The following is a 14,711-nucleotide window of genomic DNA, read 5'->3' as shown; positions in this document are numbered from 1 at the left end:
TCCATGCAGGCACCGACCACACGTATTCTGATCGTGGATGACGACGTCGAGATACGGAATCTGCTCGGCGGATACCTCTCGCGCTTCGGCATGGAAGCCGTCGGTGTCCACGATGGCGCGGAGATGAAAAAAGCGCTTGCGGACAGCCCGTTCGACCTCGTCGTACTGGACCTGATGCTCCCCGGCGAAGACGGCCTGAGCCTGTGCCGGTCGCTGCGCGCCGAGAGCGATATCCCGGTCATCATGCTCACGGCCAGGGGCGATCCCATGGACCGCGTGGTCGGCCTGGAACTCGGCGCCGACGACTACGTGGCCAAACCGTTCGAGCCGCGCGAACTGGTGGCTCGCATCCAGACCATCCTCCGACGCGCCCGCCACGAACGTGAAACGGAAAGCCCCGAAGCCTCCGACATCGCCGTGGAATTCGAAGGCTGGCGGCTGCACCGGGTGCTCCGGCAACTGACCTCGCCCGAAGGCATGGTCGTTCCCCTTTCCAACGCCGAATTCCGCCTGCTGAGCGTGTTCATCGAGCGCCCGAACCGCATCCTGACCCGCGACCAGTTGCTCGACTATGCCCGCGGCCGGGCCATGGAGGTCTTCGACCGCAGCATCGACCTGCTGGTGTCCCGGCTGCGCCAGAAACTGCAGGACGACCCCAAGAATCCCAAGCTCATCAAGACCATCCGCGGCGAAGGCTATTTCTTCAGCGCCCAGGTAAGCAAATGCGGCGCCTGATCCCGGACACGCTGTTCATCCGGCTGTTTCTGCTGCTGCTGGTGACCTTGACCGCCAGCCACTTCCTGGGGATGGCGGTCGTGTTCAACCTGGAGCTGTTCGAACCCCCGTCTCCACCGCCGGCCCCGGCGCAGCCGGCTCCCCAGCCTCACCTGCCGCCTCTGCCCGAGTGGATGTCGCGGCCGCCTCCACCCGGCGACTTCCCGCCGCCGAAAGACAATTTCGGTTGGCGCGTCCCCGGCCTGGATCCGACCCCGGTTCCCACGCCCCAGACCACACCCGAGCCGACCCCCGGCGGCGCCTTCGGCACCGGGCTGTCCCTCCCCTACCGCCCGCACGGCGGCTGGATCAGTGCGGCGATGCGGCTGGTTGCCCTGGGGCTGACGGCATGGATCGGCGCCCGCTGGCTGTCCCGGCCCATCATCCGCATCGCCCGGGCTGCCGAGCATTTCGGCGACAGCCTCAGCACCCAGCCGCTGGAGGAAAGCGGTCCCGCCGAGGCCCGCCAGGCCGCCCGCGCGCTCAACCGCATGCAGGCGCAACTGCTCGAACAGATCCGCCAGCGCAGCCAGTTCCTGGCGGCGGTATCCCACGATTTGCGCACGCCGATCACCCGCCTCAACCTCCGCGTCGAAGGCGTGGAGCCACCCGAACTCCGCGAAAAACTGCACGAGGATCTGCGCGAAATGTCGATCATGCTGGGATCGACCCTGGATTATCTGCGCGGCCATGTCGAACCCGAGCCGCTGCAGCCGCTGGACGTCGAAGCCCTGGTGAATTCGCTCGCGGAGGACGCGCAGGATCAGGGTCAGGAGGTCAGCGTCAGCGGCGAGGCCAGACCGATCATGGCCCGTCCCATCGCGCTGCGGCGCTGCCTGGACAACCTGATCGGCAATGCCCTGCGCTACGGCCGGAGCGCCGAGATCACGCTGAAGGATGCGCCGGGCAATCTGGTCATCGAAGTGAGGGACCACGGGCCGGGGATTCCGGACGACCAGCTCGAAGCGGTCTTCGCGCCCTTCGTCCGGCTCGAAACCTCCCGCAACCGCGCCTCCGGCGGCACCGGCCTGGGGTTGTCCATCGCCCGGGACGTCGCCCTCGGCCACGGCGGCCGTCTGACCCTGCGCAACTGCCCCGAAGGTGGACTCATCGCCCGGCTCAACCTCCCTCGGAGGTGATCGCCCGCCCCTGTGTGGCAGCTCGGCGGTCTCGCCGGCGTCCGTTTTTTCACACTTTCCCGCTAAACTTGAACCGGAACGGATGATTTCCTACCGTTCGGCAGGCCCGACCCGATGGAGAAACGCAATGAGCGGCCCCAAGTTCAGCGACATCACGCATCCCGCCGATCTTGCCAGCCATGGCAAAGGCACCGGCCCGGTGCGCCGCCGGCGCCCGATCTACGTCGACCTGCTGCCGCCCTGCAACAGCGCTTGTCCGGCCGGCGAGAACGTCCAGGCCTGGCTGGCCGAAGCCCAGGCCGGCCGTTACCGGCGCGCCTGGCAGATCCTGATGCGGGACAACCCGATGCCGGCGGTGCACGGCCGGGTCTGCTACCACCCGTGCGAATCCCATTGCAACCGCAACGAGGTGGACGATTCCGTGAGCATCCACGCGGTCGAACGTTTCCTGGGCGACACCGCCCTGCGGGAGGGCTGGGAGGCGGAGACCGAAACGCCCCCCAGCGGCAAGCGGGTGCTGGTGATCGGCGCCGGCCCCAGCGGGCTGTCCGCCGCCTACCATCTCGCCCGGCTGGGGCACCAGGTCGAAATTTTCGAAGCGGGCCCGCTGGCCGGCGGCATGATGCATTTCGGCATCCCGGCCTACCGCCTGCCCCGCCGCGAACTGGAGCAGGAAATCCAGCGCATCGAGCGCATGGGGGTCAAGATCAGGCTCAACCGCCGGGTCGACGACGTGCTCGAAGAAAAGACGGCGGGGCGCTTCGACGCCGTCTTCCTCGCCATCGGCGCGCACCTGAGCAAGCGGGTCGATATCCCCTCCCGCGATGCCGGCAAGATTCTCGATGCGGTCAGCTTCCTGCGCCAGGCGGCCAGCGGCGATCCGCCGAAGCTGGGCCGCCGGGTGGCAATCTACGGCGGCGGCAACACCGCGATGGACGCGGCCCGCACCGCCAAACGCCTGGGGGCGGAAGAGGCCTTGATCATCTACCGCCGCGACCGCGAGCACATGCCGGCCCATCCGTTCGAGGCCGACGAGGCGCTGGAGGAAGGCGTCAAGATCAACTGGCTGCGCACCATCAAGCAGATCGACCAGACCCACATCCAGGTCGAGGTCATGCGCATCGACGAACGCGGTTATCCGCAGCCGACCGGAGAATTCGAGACCCTGGAAGCCGACGCCCTGATCCTCGCCCTGGGCCAGGACACCGACACCGCCTTCCTGCACAAGATTCCCGGCATCCGCTTCAAGGACGACGGCACGGTGCTGGTGGACGCAAACATGATGACCGGCAAAGCCGGCATCTTCGCCGGCGGCGACATGGTGCCCAGCGAGCGCACTGTCACGGTCGCGGTCGGCCACGGCAAGAAGGCCGCCCGCCACATCGACGCCTATCTGCGCGGCACAGCCTATGCCCCGCCCCCCAAACATCCCATCGTCGGCTTCGACAAGCTCCACGTCTGGTACCTGACCGAGGCGGACCAGCGCGAACAGGCCGAGCTCGACCCGGCCGCGCGGGCCTACGGCTTCGACGAGGTCGTGCAGGGCTTGAGCGAAACCGAGGCGCTGTTCGAGGCCCGGCGCTGCTTCTCGTGCGGCAACTGTTTCGAATGCGACGGCTGCTACGGGGCCTGCCCCGAACAGGCCATCGTCAAGCTGGGGCCGGGCAAGCGCTACCGCTACGACTACGATCGCTGCACCGGCTGCGCCGTCTGCTACGAGCAATGCCCCTGCCATGCCATCGAAATGATCAACGAACCGGGAGCCTGAGACCATGCATCCGACCACGGAAACCACGCTCGAGGGCAACGAGGCGGTGGCTTACATCGCCTACCGGATCAACGAGGTCTGCGCGATCTATCCGATCACTCCCTCCTCCACCATGGCCGAACTGGCCGACCAGTGGGCGGCCGAAGGCAAGCCCAACATCTGGGGCAACGTGCCGCTGGTGGTGGAGATGCAGAGCGAAGGCGGAGCCGCCGGCGCGGTGCACGGGGCGCTACAGACAGGCGCCTTGACCACCACTTTCACCGCCTCGCAGGGCCTGCTCCTGATGATCCCGAACATGTACAAAATCGCCGGCGAGCTCACCCCTACGGTGTTCCACGTCGCCGCCCGCGCACTCGCCGCCCAGGGCTTGTCCATCTTCGGCGACCATTCGGACGTCGCCGCCGTGCGCCCCACCGGCTTCGCCCAGCTCGCCTCCGCTTCCGTGCAGGAGGCGCACGACATGGCCCTGCTGGCCCAGGCCGCCACCCTCGAATCGCGGATTCCCTTCGTACATTTCTTCGACGGCTTCCGCACCTCGCACGAGGTCAACAAGTTGAAGCTGATCGCCGACGAGGACATCCGCGCCATGATCGATCCCGCCAAGGTCCGGGAGCATCGGACGCGGGCACTGAATCCGGACCATCCCTTCATCCGCGGCACCGCCCAGAACCCGGACGTCTATTTCCAGGGCCGGGAGACCGTCAACCCGTTCTATGCCCGCTTGCCGGAGATCGTGCAGGCGCAGTTCGACAAATTCGCGGCGCTCACCGACCGGCAGTACCGTTTGTTCGATTACTTCGGCGACCCGCAGGCCGAACGGGTCGCGGTGATCCTGGGATCGGGAGCGCTCACCCTGCGCGAGACCGTGGCCTTCCTGTGCCGGCAGGGCGAGAAGGTCGGCGTGGTGCAGGTACGCCTCGCCCTGCCCTTCTCCACACCCTACTTTTTGGCGGCGTTGCCGGCGAGCGTCCGGGCCATCGCGGTGCTGGACCGGCTCAAGCTGCCGGGCTCCATCGGCGAGCCGCTCTACACCGACGTGGTCACGGCGCTGGCGGAACACGGCTCATCGGTCCGAGTCATCGGCGGCCGCTACGGCCTCTCGTCCAAGGAATTCACGCCGGCCATGGCCAAGGCGGTGCTGGACGAGTTGGCCCAGCCGGAGCCGAAGAACCATTTCACCATCGGGATCCGCGACGACGTCTCCCACACCAGCCTGGATTACGACGAGCGGTTCGAGATCGAGCCGGACGACGTGGTGCGTGCCCTGTTCTTCGGCCTGGGCGCGGACGGTACGGTGGGGGCCAACAAGAACAGCATCAAGATCATCGGCGAATCCACCCCGCTGCACGCGCAAGGCTACTTCGTCTACGACTCGAAGAAATCGGGCTCGCGCACCGTCTCCCACGTGCGCTTCGGCCCCCGCCCGATCGAATCGCCCTATCTGATCCGCTCCGCCGGCTTCATCGGCTGCCACCAGTTCAACATCGTGGAAAAAAACGACGTGCTGGAACTCGCCCGCCAGAATGCGGTGTTCCTGCTCAACAGCCCGTACGGGCCGGACGCGGTGTGGGACCGTTTGCCCCGCCCGGTACAGGAGCGCATCATCGAAAAGGATATCGCTTTCTACGTCATCGACGCCTCCAAGGTCGCCGCGGAATCCGGCATGGGCAGCCGGACCAATACCGTGATGCAGACCTGCTTCTTCGCCATCTCCGGCGTGCTGCCGCGCGAGGAGGCGATCGAGCGGATCAAGGCCTCGATCCGCAAGACCTACGGCAAGAAAGGCGAGGACGTGGTCAAGATGAACTTCGCCGCGGTGGACCATACCCTGGCGCATCTGTACCGGGTGGAAGTACCGGCGCGGTCCAGCAGCCGCCTGGAAATGGCGCCGCCGGTGCCGCCCGAAGCGCCGGAATTCGTCCAGCGGGTGACGGCGGCCATGATGGCCGGCGCCGGCGACGCCTTGCCGGTGTCCGCCCTGCCGGTCGACGGCACCTATCCCTCCGGCACCACCCGCTGGGAGAAGCGCAACATTTCCGATACCGTACCGGTGTGGGAACCGGACCTCTGCATCCAATGCGGCAACTGCGGCTTCGTCTGCCCGCACAGCGTCATCCGCTCCAAGTTCTATCCGGAATCGCTGCTCGAAAATGCGCCCGGCGGCTTCAAGTCCGCCCCCATCAACGCGCGCGGCTTCCCGGAAACCCGCTATACCCTGCAGCTCTACGTGGAGGACTGCACCGGCTGCGGCCTGTGCGTGGAGGTCTGCCCGGCCCGCAGCCCGCGGGAAGCCGGCGTCAAGGCGATCAACATGCGGCCGAAAGCCCCGATCCTGGAACAGGAACGCATCGGCATCCGCTTCTTCGAGCAACTGCCGGTCAACGACCGCTCGCGGGTGGACTTCTCCTCCGTGCGCGGCGCCCAGTTCCTGGAGCCGCTGTTCGAGTTCTCCGGTGCCTGCGCCGGCTGCGGCGAAACACCCTACGTGCGCCTCCTGTCCCAGTTGTTCGGCGACCGCCTGCTCGTCGCCAACGCCACCGGCTGCTCCTCGATCTACGGCGGCAACCTGCCGACCACCCCCTGGACCAAGAACGCGGAAGGCCGCGGCCCGGCCTGGTCGAACTCGCTGTTCGAGGACAATGCCGAATTCGGCTTAGGGTTCCGGCTCAGCGCCGACAAGCATCTGGCCCTCGCCCGCCAGCGGCTGGAAGAACTTGGGCAACAGCTGCCGGCCGGGCTGGTCGACGAAATATTGAACGCGCCGCAGCTCACCGAATCCGAAATCCGCCGCCAGCGCCTGCGCGTCGCCGCCCTGAAATCCGCCTTGCGGGACATCGATTGCGAAGCGGCGCAGGACCTGCTCTCGGTGGCCGACCATCTGGTACGGCGCAGCATCTGGATCGTCGGCGGCGACGGCTGGGCCTACGACATCGGCTCGGCCGGGCTCGACCATGTCCTGGCCAGCGGCCGGGACGTCAACGTCCTGGTGCTGGACACCGAGGTCTACTCCAACACCGGCGGCCAGATGTCGAAATCCACCCCGCTCGGCGCCGTCGCCAAATTCGCCGCCGCCGGCAAACCGGTCGCCAAGAAGGACGTCGCACTGCAGGCCATCGCTTACGGCAACGTCTACGTCGCCCGGATCGCCATGGGCGCCAATCCCCAGCAGGCGTTGCTGGCCCTGCGCGAAGCCGAAGCCTATCCCGGTCCCTCGCTGATCCTGGCCTACAGCCACTGCATCGCCCACGGCATCGACATGCGGCAGGGCTTGAAACAGCAGGACCTGGCCGCGGCCAGCGGCCACTGGCCGCTGATCCGCTACAACCCGGCGCTGCGGCAATCCGACCGGAACCCCTTCGTACTGGACTCGCCCCGCCCCCGCATCAAACTCAAGGACTATGCTATGAACGAACTGCGCTACCGGATGCTGGCCCGCGCCCACCCGGCGGAAAGCGAGCATTTGATGGCGCTGGCCCAGCAGGCGGTCGACCAGAAGTGGGAAACCTACGAGGAGATGGCGAGCCGGAGCGGCGCCCACTTCCATCCCGACGCCAGCCTCAAGACCCAATGATCGAGGAGACGCGCCATGGACCTCAGCACAAACTACATGGGACTGACCTTGAAACACCCCGTCGTCGCCTCGGCCTCCCCGCTTTCGGAAAGCCTCCACGGCATCCGGCGGCTGGAAGACGGGGGCGTCGCAGCCGTCGTTCTGTTCTCCCTGTTCGAAGAGCAGATCCGGCATGAAAACGAGGTGTGCTCACGGCTGATGGCCTCTGGCAGCGAGAGCTTCGCCGAGTCGTTGAGCTATTTTCCGGCGGCCGCCGATTATCACGCCGGACCGGAGCGCTATCTCGAGCTGATCCGGCGGGCCGTCGAAGCCGTCGACATTCCGGTCATCGCCAGTTTGAACTGCGTGAGCGACGAAGGCTGGATCGACTACGCACGACAAATCGAACAGGCCGGCGCCCATGGCCTGGAGCTGAACATCTACGGCATCGAAACCGATCCCGGCATCTCCGGCAACGAAATCGAACAGCGCCATGTGGACATCCTGACGACGGTCAAGTCGGCGGTGCGCATCCCCGTCGCCTTGAAGCTCAGCCCGTTCTTCAGCGCCATGGCCCACATGGCCGGCCGCCTCGAACGAGCAGGCGCCGACGCGCTGGTGCTGTTCAACCGCTTCTACCAGCCGGACGTCGACATCGAGCGGCTGGAGGTCCTCCCTTCACTGGAACTGAGCAGCCCCGGCGAAATACGCCTGCCTTTGCTCTGGATCGCCCTGCTGCACGGCAAGATTGGCCCTTCGCTGGGCGCGACGACCGGCGTGGCCGGCGCCGGGGAGGTCGTCAAATACCTGCTCGCGGGAGCCGATGCCGTCATGACGACATCGGCCCTGCTCCGGCACGGCCCCAGCTACGCCGCGGTGCTCGTGAAAGGCCTCGAGCACTGGATGGATGCCCATGGGTTCGCATCCGTCGCCCTGCTCAAGGGAAGCATGAGCCATGGCAGGATCGCCAATCCCGGCGCCTACGAACGGGCCAACTACATCAAGGTCCTGGAGTCTTTTCAGATTCCGCCGGTCTGAACACGGAACGACAAAAAAGGCGCGGCCCGGGAGCCACGCCTTCCCGCGAAGGAAAAAAAAACCGTTATCGGCTCAGTGCGGAGGCTTCGCCGCCGGCGCTGCGGTCGCAGCCGCGGCGGGCGTGACGGCGGCCGTATCGCCCTTGACGGCGATCTTGTCGCGATTCTTGGACAGAATGCCTTCCTTGATTCCCTTGACGCGCTTCAGATCGTCGACCGACTTGAAATTGCCGTGAGCCTCACGGTCCTTCACGATGGCTTCTGCCTTGGCTTTTCCCACGCCCGTCATCGTCGCGGCGATTTCCTCGGCGGTTGCGGTGTTGATGTCCAGGGGCTCGGCCCAGGCTGCGATGCTGAAAAACATGAGCAGAAGCAAGGCGAACAGCTTTTCCATATTTCACTCCAACTTGAGGTTTGCAGGAGATTTTTACTATAGAAGAGGTTCTCCGAAAATCAATGTGGCCTTGGAGCCTCCGAGCGGGGCTTGCCCTGCCCGGCCCTGGCTGGGTAAAGTGCCTCTCCCGTTGAACCTGCGCCCAGACTCCATAAACAAACCCATCCTGAGGGCATTCCATGGATCAAGATAAAGCTTTCCGCCGGGCCCTGGCCGGCCTCGCCGCAACCGCCGCCCTGCTCGCCGGCTGCGGCAGCGAAACCCCGGAGCCGGCCAAGACTTCAGCTCCGGCCGCCACAACGAGCCCCATCCCTGCTGCGCCTTCGCACATTCCGGTGACTCAATCCGAGCACGAGATTTTCGAAAAACTCTACGTCGAAAAATGCATCAAGGGGCAGCAGAATGATCCCGACAACCTCGTCAAGAACGACCAGGAGCTGGGACGGATATGCGAATGCATGGCGAAGGAGATATCGCAGCGGCTCAGCAAGGCCGACGCCGTGCATTTCAATCAGAAGGGGGAATTTCCGTTCGACCTGGTCATCATGAGCAACCAGGCCGCGAACCACTGTCTGGGTTCACCGTAAGAGCCGGCACCGCATCCAGCCGACGGCCACGCGAATCCCGATCGGCCGCCAGGCGCAGGCGGCGCGCCGATCGGGATTTCGAGGCCGGCGGGCTATCCCGCCGATGCCTCAGGGGCCGTCGGGCAGATTGCCGCTGATCGTCGACTGCTTCCCTTTGAAGGTGATGGTGCCCGACACCCCGCCATTGCTGGCCGCGATGTTGCCGGTGATCACGGAACCGGTGATCGTGGTTATCGAACCCGGGGCACTCTTGAGTCCGCCGCCGTCTCCGCCGGCCTGGTTGCCGTTCAGCACGGAATTCTTGAGATAGGCGGAACCGAAGCTGTAAATCCCGCCGCCACTGCCGCCGGCCTTGTTGCCGGTCACCTCGGACCCGTACAGGGACAGGGTTCCCCAACCCGAGGCGGAGCTGTTGTTGTAGACGCCGGCGCCGTCCAGGCCGGCGCTGTTTCCGGTAACCTGCGACTGCTTCAGGGTGGTCGTGCCGTAATTGTAAATACCGCCGCCGTTGTTCACGGCGTTGTTCCCCATCACCACCGAACCGACCAGCGTCAGGTTGCCGTAGTTGAGAATCCCGGCGCCGTCGCCAACGCCGCCGCCACCGGTGATGGTGAGATTCTTCACCTTGACCTTGTTGGCCGCTCCGAGGATGGTCAACACCGTGCCGCTGCCGGCCCCGAACAGGGTCGGAGCCGTGCCTTTGCCTTGAAGTTCGACGTTTTTCCAGACCACGAAATGGCCGACGCAGGTTCCGGATATCTGCAGGGTACCGCCCGACTTGATGGCATCCAGCTCCGACTGGAGATTGGTCGGACAATACACCCGTTTTGCCAGGGCGGGTTCGGCCATCGACGCCAGGAGGACGAGAATCACCCCGGACCGGGGCCCAATCCTTGCTGCTCCGCTGACTCGCCTCACCTGACGCTTTCCATCATTCATAACCACCTCGCATTGTTCTTGGGAAGGACGCGCGGACCGGCCCCCGGCACGCACGGGCAAGAGCCTGCCGACATGCACATGGCGTGTCAATACGGACCCTGCGGCGGCGAATCCGCTGGCGGCAAACGCCGCGGCGGATTCTACAAGTGTTTCATGTGGATATTCAGGATCTTGACGCGGTAGGCGATCTGTCTCGGGGTCATGTCGAGCAGGCGTGCGGCCTTCGCCTGCACCCAGCCGCTCTGCTCGAGCGCGGCGATGATCCGCTCCCGTTCGTCCAGGTTCTCGTCGTCCAGGTCGGCCTTGTACGAGGCCGCATCGGCCGCCGTCGTCAGCTTTTCCTTGAGCCCGGTCAAAGCGATCACCTCGCTGTCGATGACCCCTTCGCGGCTCATGATCGCCGCGCGCTCGAGCAGGTTTTCCAGCTCGCGCACGTTGCCGGGCCAGTCGTGCCGCATCAGCGAACGGATGGCGCTCTCCTTGATTTCCAGGGGCCGGTCGCCCTGGTTGCGGGAAATCCTGCCCAGCAGGAAACGGGAGAGTTCCGGGATGTCCTCCTTGCGCTCGCGCAGAGGCGGCATCTGGATGGGCATCACGTTGAGACGATAATAAAGGTCCTCACGGAATGATCCCTCCTCCACCGCGGACTCCAGGTCCCGGTTGGTCGCCGCGATGATCCTGACGTCGACCTTGAGCGTGTGAATCCCGCCGACCCGTTCGAATTCGCCCTCCTGCAGCACCCGCAGCAGCTTGGCCTGGAACGCCGGGGAAATTTCGCCGATCTCGTCCAGGAAAAGGGTTCCATGGTTGGCCAGCTCGAACCGTCCCTTGCGCTGGTTGACCGCGCCGCTGAAAGCGCCTTTCTCGTGGCCGAACAGCTCCGACTCCAGGAGGTTTTCAGGCAAGGCGGCACAGTTCAGCTTGACGAAGGGACCGCTTGCCCGTGGCGAATTGAAGTGGATCGCGCTGGCGATCATTTCCTTGCCGGTGCCAGACTCGCCCCGGATCAGCACCGTGGTGTTCCATTTCGCGACCTGGCGCACGGTCTCGAACACCCGCAGCATCGGCGGCGTCCGGCCGATGATGTTCTCGAAACCGTAATTCGAGCGTAGCGTCTGCTGCAACTGCTCGCATTGGGTCGTGAGATCACGCTGTTTCTGCTCCATTCCGCGCAGCAGGCCGACGCTCTGCGCGACCAGATTGCTCACCATTTCCAGGAACCGGGCGCGCTCGCCCAGCAGCTCGCGCTCGCTGGGCTGCGCCGCCAGCACGCCGAGCAATTCATCTTTGCCCACATGGATGGGCGAACCGATGAAGGGCAGCTCCGGATCGTAGAGGCCGAGGCGGCCGAGAAAACGCGGCTCGTCGGCAATGCGCTCCACCACAATGGTGCAGTTCGCTTCCAGAATGGTGCCGATCAGGCCTTCGCCCGGCTCGTAACGCACCGGCTCGTCGGAAATCCGTCCGGCTTCGCCCCGCCGCAGTACCGCCAGTACCAACGCACCGGTTTCCGGTTCCCGCAGCGCGATCATTCCGGAGCGCAGATCGGCCTGTTCGTGCAGGACGTTGAGCACTCCCTCGAGCTTGCCCTTGAGCTCGGCCGTGCTGTTCAAGACCTGGCCGACCTGATAAAGGGCTTCGAGCTCCCGCTCGATCAATGCGTAACGGTCAACCATGGGAAACCTTCGCAGACCTCTCCGGCTGCGTCTGTCTGATTTCAAACTGCATATGGATACGGCAGCCCTCGTTGTAGTCCGGATCGATGCGGATCAGGCCGTTGTGCTGGTTGACGATCTCGTGGGCGACGGCCAGCCCCATGCCGACGTGCTGGCGGCCCAGGCTCGCCTTGGTGGTGAAAAACGGCTCGAACACCTGGGTACGCAGCCCCGGAGGTATACCGGGCCCGGTATCCTCGATGGTGATGTGGATCAACTGATCGCGCGTCCAGGTGTGGATGCGCAGTTCGCGCTGCCTGGAATGCGCCATGGCGTCGATGGCATTCTCGATGACCTGTTTGAACAGCGAGCGCAGCCGGTTCTCCGAGCCCCGCAGGCTGGGCAGGACCGGAGTCGGCACCCATTCCACCACGATGCCGCTGGCGAGCAGACGCTCGGTCAGCAGCGTGATCGCATCGTGCAGCACCTGATTCAGATTGACCGGTTTGAACGCATTGTTGTCGGTATGGGGTATGCACTTCTCCAGCGTGCAGATGGATGCCTCGCCGGCCGCAATGACCTGCTGCAGCAGGTCGCGCAGCGCCACGTTGCCGGCGTCGTCACCGCGGCGGTCCAGGATGTTCTTGGCCGCGCCGATCAGGTTCAGCGGCCCCTGGATCTGGTGGATGGCGGCGAACAGCGTTTCCTTCAGGCTCTCGAGCTTTTCCTCCTCGGCCATCAAGGCCTGGAGCCCCCGCAGGCGGTATTGTTCCTGCTGTTTTTTCTGCTGGGTGACGTCATCGACCGTCAGCAGCAGATAGCCTTTCTCCGAGCCGGAGAAAAATCCGTCGACCGTACCCTCCTCATGGCGGAACCACTGGCCCGCGCAGGAGAACCAGCGCGAAGGTCTGCCGCCACCCGGATCGAAACGCAACTCCAGATTCCTGAACGCCTTTTCGCGGTGCCAGAAATCGCTCCATTCCTCGCCGGATTCCTCGCGCAACAATTTCAGGAACAGCAGCGCGGGCTCCTCGACTTTCAGGTCGCTGGCCAGCGCCTTGTACATCAGGTTGTCCAGGACGATGCGGCCATTCTCATCGATCAGCACCGCGGAAACGGGAATCGATGCCACCACGGTTTCCAGGAACAAAGTCTGCTGCCGCACTTGCTGCTGCAGCAGATACTCTTCCGTAACGTCGCGGTGCATGCCGATGAAATGCGTGGTCTCCCCCGCTTCGTTCAGCATCGGAGCCACCGTGAGATCGGCAAGGTAGCGCCGCCCGTCCCGGTGGCGGTTCAGCAAGCGGCCGCGCCAGGCCTGCTGCCGGGTGATGCATCCCCACAGCTCCTGATAAACCGCCGGGGGCGTGCGGCGGTCCGACAGCATCGATTCGTTGCGACCGATGCACTCTTGTGGTGCATAGCCGGTGATCTCGCTGAATGCGGCGTTGACGTACAGAATGTTGGCTTTCAAATCCGTGATCGAAATTGCCACCGGCGCCTGGTCCACCGTTGCGCGCACCAGGGAGAACGGCAGATCGCGATCGGATGGGCTTTCAGAATTCGACAAGTCTATTGGCACGGTAATCCCTCCTTCGATACCCATGAGGCAATATATGTGCCCAGGAGTTTCCGGCAAGGCGCTTTCGCAGCGCCCGCGGTCCATGTTTGCCACTACCGATACCCATCGGCCCCGGGTACACTAACCGCGTTCACCACACGGAGTACCCGACATGAAAGGCGACAATCAAGTCATCGAATACCTCAACAAGGTTCTCACCAACGAGCTGACCGCCATCAACCAGTATTTCCTGCACGCCCGGATGTTCAAGAACTGGGGCTTTGGAAAGCTCAACGAACACGAGTACAAGGAATCCATCGACGAGATGAAGCATGCCGACCGTCTCATCGAGCGGATTCTGTTCCTCGAAGGACTGCCGAACCTGCAGGACCTGGGCAAACTCAAGATCGGTGAGAATCCCGAGGAGATGCTGCGCTGCGACCTCCAGCTCGAGCACCAGGCCCTGCCTCTGCTGAAGGATGCCATCGCCTACTGCGAAAAATGCGGCGACTATGTCAGCCGCGAGCTGTTCGAGGACATCCTCGAAAACGAGGAGGAGCACGTGGACTGGCTGGAAACCCAGCTGGAGCTGATCGGCAAGGTGGGCCTGCAAAATTATCTGCAGTCTCAGATGTGAGTAACCGACGGCAGACGTCGTGCGCGAAGGCCGTTCTCTAAGGAACGGCCTTCGTTTCATGTATTTGCTGCCGAAAACTCTTGCCCGGCTATCGTTCCATGCGCGCCCGCCTGAAGGCCGTGCCGAAGCAGATGCGCAGAATCAAATAGGCGGTCAGGACGACCAGCATGACCACCGTGATTTCCAGCCAGTTCATCTCATATCTCATCGTTCCGGACCCCGGTCAATAAGAGAAAAGCCGCATTCGGCAGCGTTGGATAGTCAGGCAGGCCTGACGGAAATTTCGCCGCCCAGAACCTGCGCCTGGCAAGCCAGCCGGTTGTTTTTCCCGGCCATGTTTTCCCGCAGGATCTTGTCTTCCAGAACGGACGGTTCGCTCAAATTGTCTCCGCCGGCAGTGACCACCATGAGACAGGTGCCGCAGTCTCCCTCCCGGCAACCGTAAATGATCCCGGAGCCCACCTTCTCCGATATTTCGATCATCCGGGTTCCGGCCGGGACGGTTACCGTGACACCGATGTCCTCGAACGTTACAGTAGCTTTGGCCATGCGCGCTAAAACCCTCTCTCCGTTATCTGCCCCTCTCAAGCAGAGCCCATGCCAAGACCGATTCCTTTGTATTTCATGTGGTTATTGAGATATCACCTGTTGCATTTGCGACATTGAGCCG

General features: G+C 64.3%; 12 protein-coding genes. 7 read left to right on the top strand and 5 right to left on the bottom strand.

Annotated features, from left to right (window positions below):
- Positions 1-3: 3 nt before the first annotated feature.
- The 5 genes from ABZN20_RS17985 (at position 4) to ABZN20_RS17965 (ending at position 8,269) form a co-directional block, all read left to right on the top strand.
- Positions 4-735, top strand: coding sequence for a response regulator (locus tag ABZN20_RS17985; RefSeq protein ID WP_218805787.1), 732 nt, complete (start codon positions 4-6; stop codon positions 733-735).
- Positions 723-1,913: an ATP-binding protein gene (locus tag ABZN20_RS17980; protein ID WP_367026148.1), complete on the top strand. Its 1,191-nt coding sequence runs from the start codon at positions 723-725 to the stop codon at positions 1,911-1,913. Before ABZN20_RS17985 ends, ABZN20_RS17980 begins: the two co-directional genes overlap by 13 nt.
- A gap of 127 nt (positions 1,914-2,040) precedes the next feature.
- Positions 2,041-3,681 carry an NAD(P)-binding protein gene (locus ABZN20_RS17975; RefSeq protein WP_218805785.1) on the top strand — a complete coding sequence of 547 codons (1,641 nt, stop codon included), beginning with the start codon at positions 2,041-2,043 and terminating at the stop codon, positions 3,679-3,681.
- Between the two features lie 4 nt (positions 3,682-3,685).
- The gene (gene nifJ / locus ABZN20_RS17970; protein WP_367026147.1) at positions 3,686-7,252 is read left to right on the top strand and encodes a pyruvate:ferredoxin (flavodoxin) oxidoreductase; all 3,567 of its coding nucleotides are present in this window, start codon (positions 3,686-3,688) and stop codon (positions 7,250-7,252) included.
- Between the two features lie 15 nt (positions 7,253-7,267).
- Positions 7,268-8,269 carry a dihydroorotate dehydrogenase-like protein gene (locus ABZN20_RS17965; protein WP_218805783.1) on the top strand — a complete coding sequence of 334 codons (1,002 nt, stop codon included), beginning with the start codon at positions 7,268-7,270 and terminating at the stop codon, positions 8,267-8,269.
- A 72-nt stretch (positions 8,270-8,341) separates the two neighbouring features.
- Here ABZN20_RS17965 and ABZN20_RS17960 read toward each other — a convergent pair whose 3' ends face one another.
- Positions 8,342-8,662, bottom strand: coding sequence for a ComEA family DNA-binding protein (locus ABZN20_RS17960; RefSeq protein WP_367026146.1), 321 nt, complete (start codon positions 8,660-8,662; stop codon positions 8,342-8,344).
- A 179-nt stretch (positions 8,663-8,841) separates the two neighbouring features.
- Between ABZN20_RS17960 and ABZN20_RS17955 the strand changes: the two genes are divergently transcribed.
- Positions 8,842-9,249, top strand: a complete 408-nt coding sequence (locus ABZN20_RS17955) for a hypothetical protein (RefSeq protein ID WP_367026145.1) — start codon at positions 8,842-8,844, stop codon at positions 9,247-9,249.
- Between the two features lie 108 nt (positions 9,250-9,357).
- Here ABZN20_RS17955 and ABZN20_RS17950 read toward each other — a convergent pair whose 3' ends face one another.
- The 3 genes from ABZN20_RS17950 to nifL all read right to left on the bottom strand — a co-directional run bounded on the left by ABZN20_RS17950 (position 9,358) and on the right by nifL (position 13,425).
- Positions 9,358-10,098, bottom strand: a complete 741-nt coding sequence (locus ABZN20_RS17950; protein WP_367026144.1) for a hypothetical protein — start codon at positions 10,096-10,098, stop codon at positions 9,358-9,360.
- 230 nt (positions 10,099-10,328) lie between these two features.
- Positions 10,329-11,864, bottom strand: a complete 1,536-nt coding sequence (gene nifA / locus ABZN20_RS17945) for a nif-specific transcriptional activator NifA (protein ID WP_367026143.1) — start codon at positions 11,862-11,864, stop codon at positions 10,329-10,331.
- Positions 11,857-13,425 (bottom strand): nitrogen fixation negative regulator NifL, encoded by a 1,569-nt coding sequence (gene nifL / locus ABZN20_RS17940; RefSeq protein WP_367026142.1) that lies wholly within the window; start codon positions 13,423-13,425, stop codon positions 11,857-11,859. The genes nifA and nifL overlap by 8 nt, the downstream gene beginning before the upstream one ends.
- Positions 13,426-13,576: 151 nt before the next feature.
- Between nifL and bfr the strand changes: the two genes are divergently transcribed.
- Entirely contained in the window at positions 13,577-14,041 is a 465-nt protein-coding gene (gene bfr / locus ABZN20_RS17935) for a bacterioferritin (protein WP_218805778.1), read from the top strand.
- 261 nt (positions 14,042-14,302) lie between these two features.
- Here bfr and ABZN20_RS17930 read toward each other — a convergent pair whose 3' ends face one another.
- Entirely contained in the window at positions 14,303-14,590 is a 288-nt protein-coding gene (locus tag ABZN20_RS17930; protein WP_218805777.1) for a 2Fe-2S iron-sulfur cluster-binding protein, read from the bottom strand.
- Positions 14,591-14,711: the final 121 nt, after the last annotated feature.

This window comes from Methylococcus sp. ANG (assembly GCF_040730495.1).
In the GTDB taxonomy this organism is placed as follows: domain Bacteria; phylum Pseudomonadota; class Gammaproteobacteria; order Methylococcales; family Methylococcaceae; genus Methylococcus.
The sequence above is the reverse complement of the archived record's forward strand: the minus strand, read 5'-3'. Positions and strand labels throughout refer to the sequence as shown.

Coding starts and splice junctions, on each gene's coding strand:
- bfr (WP_218805778.1), top strand. CDS start 13,577: ATGAAAGGCGACAATCAAGTCATCGAATACCTCAACAAGGTTCTCACC.
- nifA (WP_367026143.1), bottom strand. CDS start 11,864: ATGGTTGACCGTTACGCATTGATCGAGCGGGAGCTCGAAGCCCTTTAT.
- ABZN20_RS17985 (WP_218805787.1), top strand. CDS start 4: ATGCAGGCACCGACCACACGTATTCTGATCGTGGATGACGACGTCGAG.
- ABZN20_RS17960 (WP_367026146.1), bottom strand. CDS start 8,662: ATGGAAAAGCTGTTCGCCTTGCTTCTGCTCATGTTTTTCAGCATCGCA.
- ABZN20_RS17955 (WP_367026145.1), top strand. CDS start 8,842: ATGGATCAAGATAAAGCTTTCCGCCGGGCCCTGGCCGGCCTCGCCGCA.
- ABZN20_RS17930 (WP_218805777.1), bottom strand. CDS start 14,590: ATGGCCAAAGCTACTGTAACGTTCGAGGACATCGGTGTCACGGTAACC.
- ABZN20_RS17980 (WP_367026148.1), top strand. CDS start 723: ATGCGGCGCCTGATCCCGGACACGCTGTTCATCCGGCTGTTTCTGCTG.
- ABZN20_RS17965 (WP_218805783.1), top strand. CDS start 7,268: ATGGACCTCAGCACAAACTACATGGGACTGACCTTGAAACACCCCGTC.
- ABZN20_RS17975 (WP_218805785.1), top strand. CDS start 2,041: ATGAGCGGCCCCAAGTTCAGCGACATCACGCATCCCGCCGATCTTGCC.
- nifJ (WP_367026147.1), top strand. CDS start 3,686: ATGCATCCGACCACGGAAACCACGCTCGAGGGCAACGAGGCGGTGGCT.
- ABZN20_RS17950 (WP_367026144.1), bottom strand. CDS start 10,098: ATGGCCGAACCCGCCCTGGCAAAACGGGTGTATTGTCCGACCAATCTC.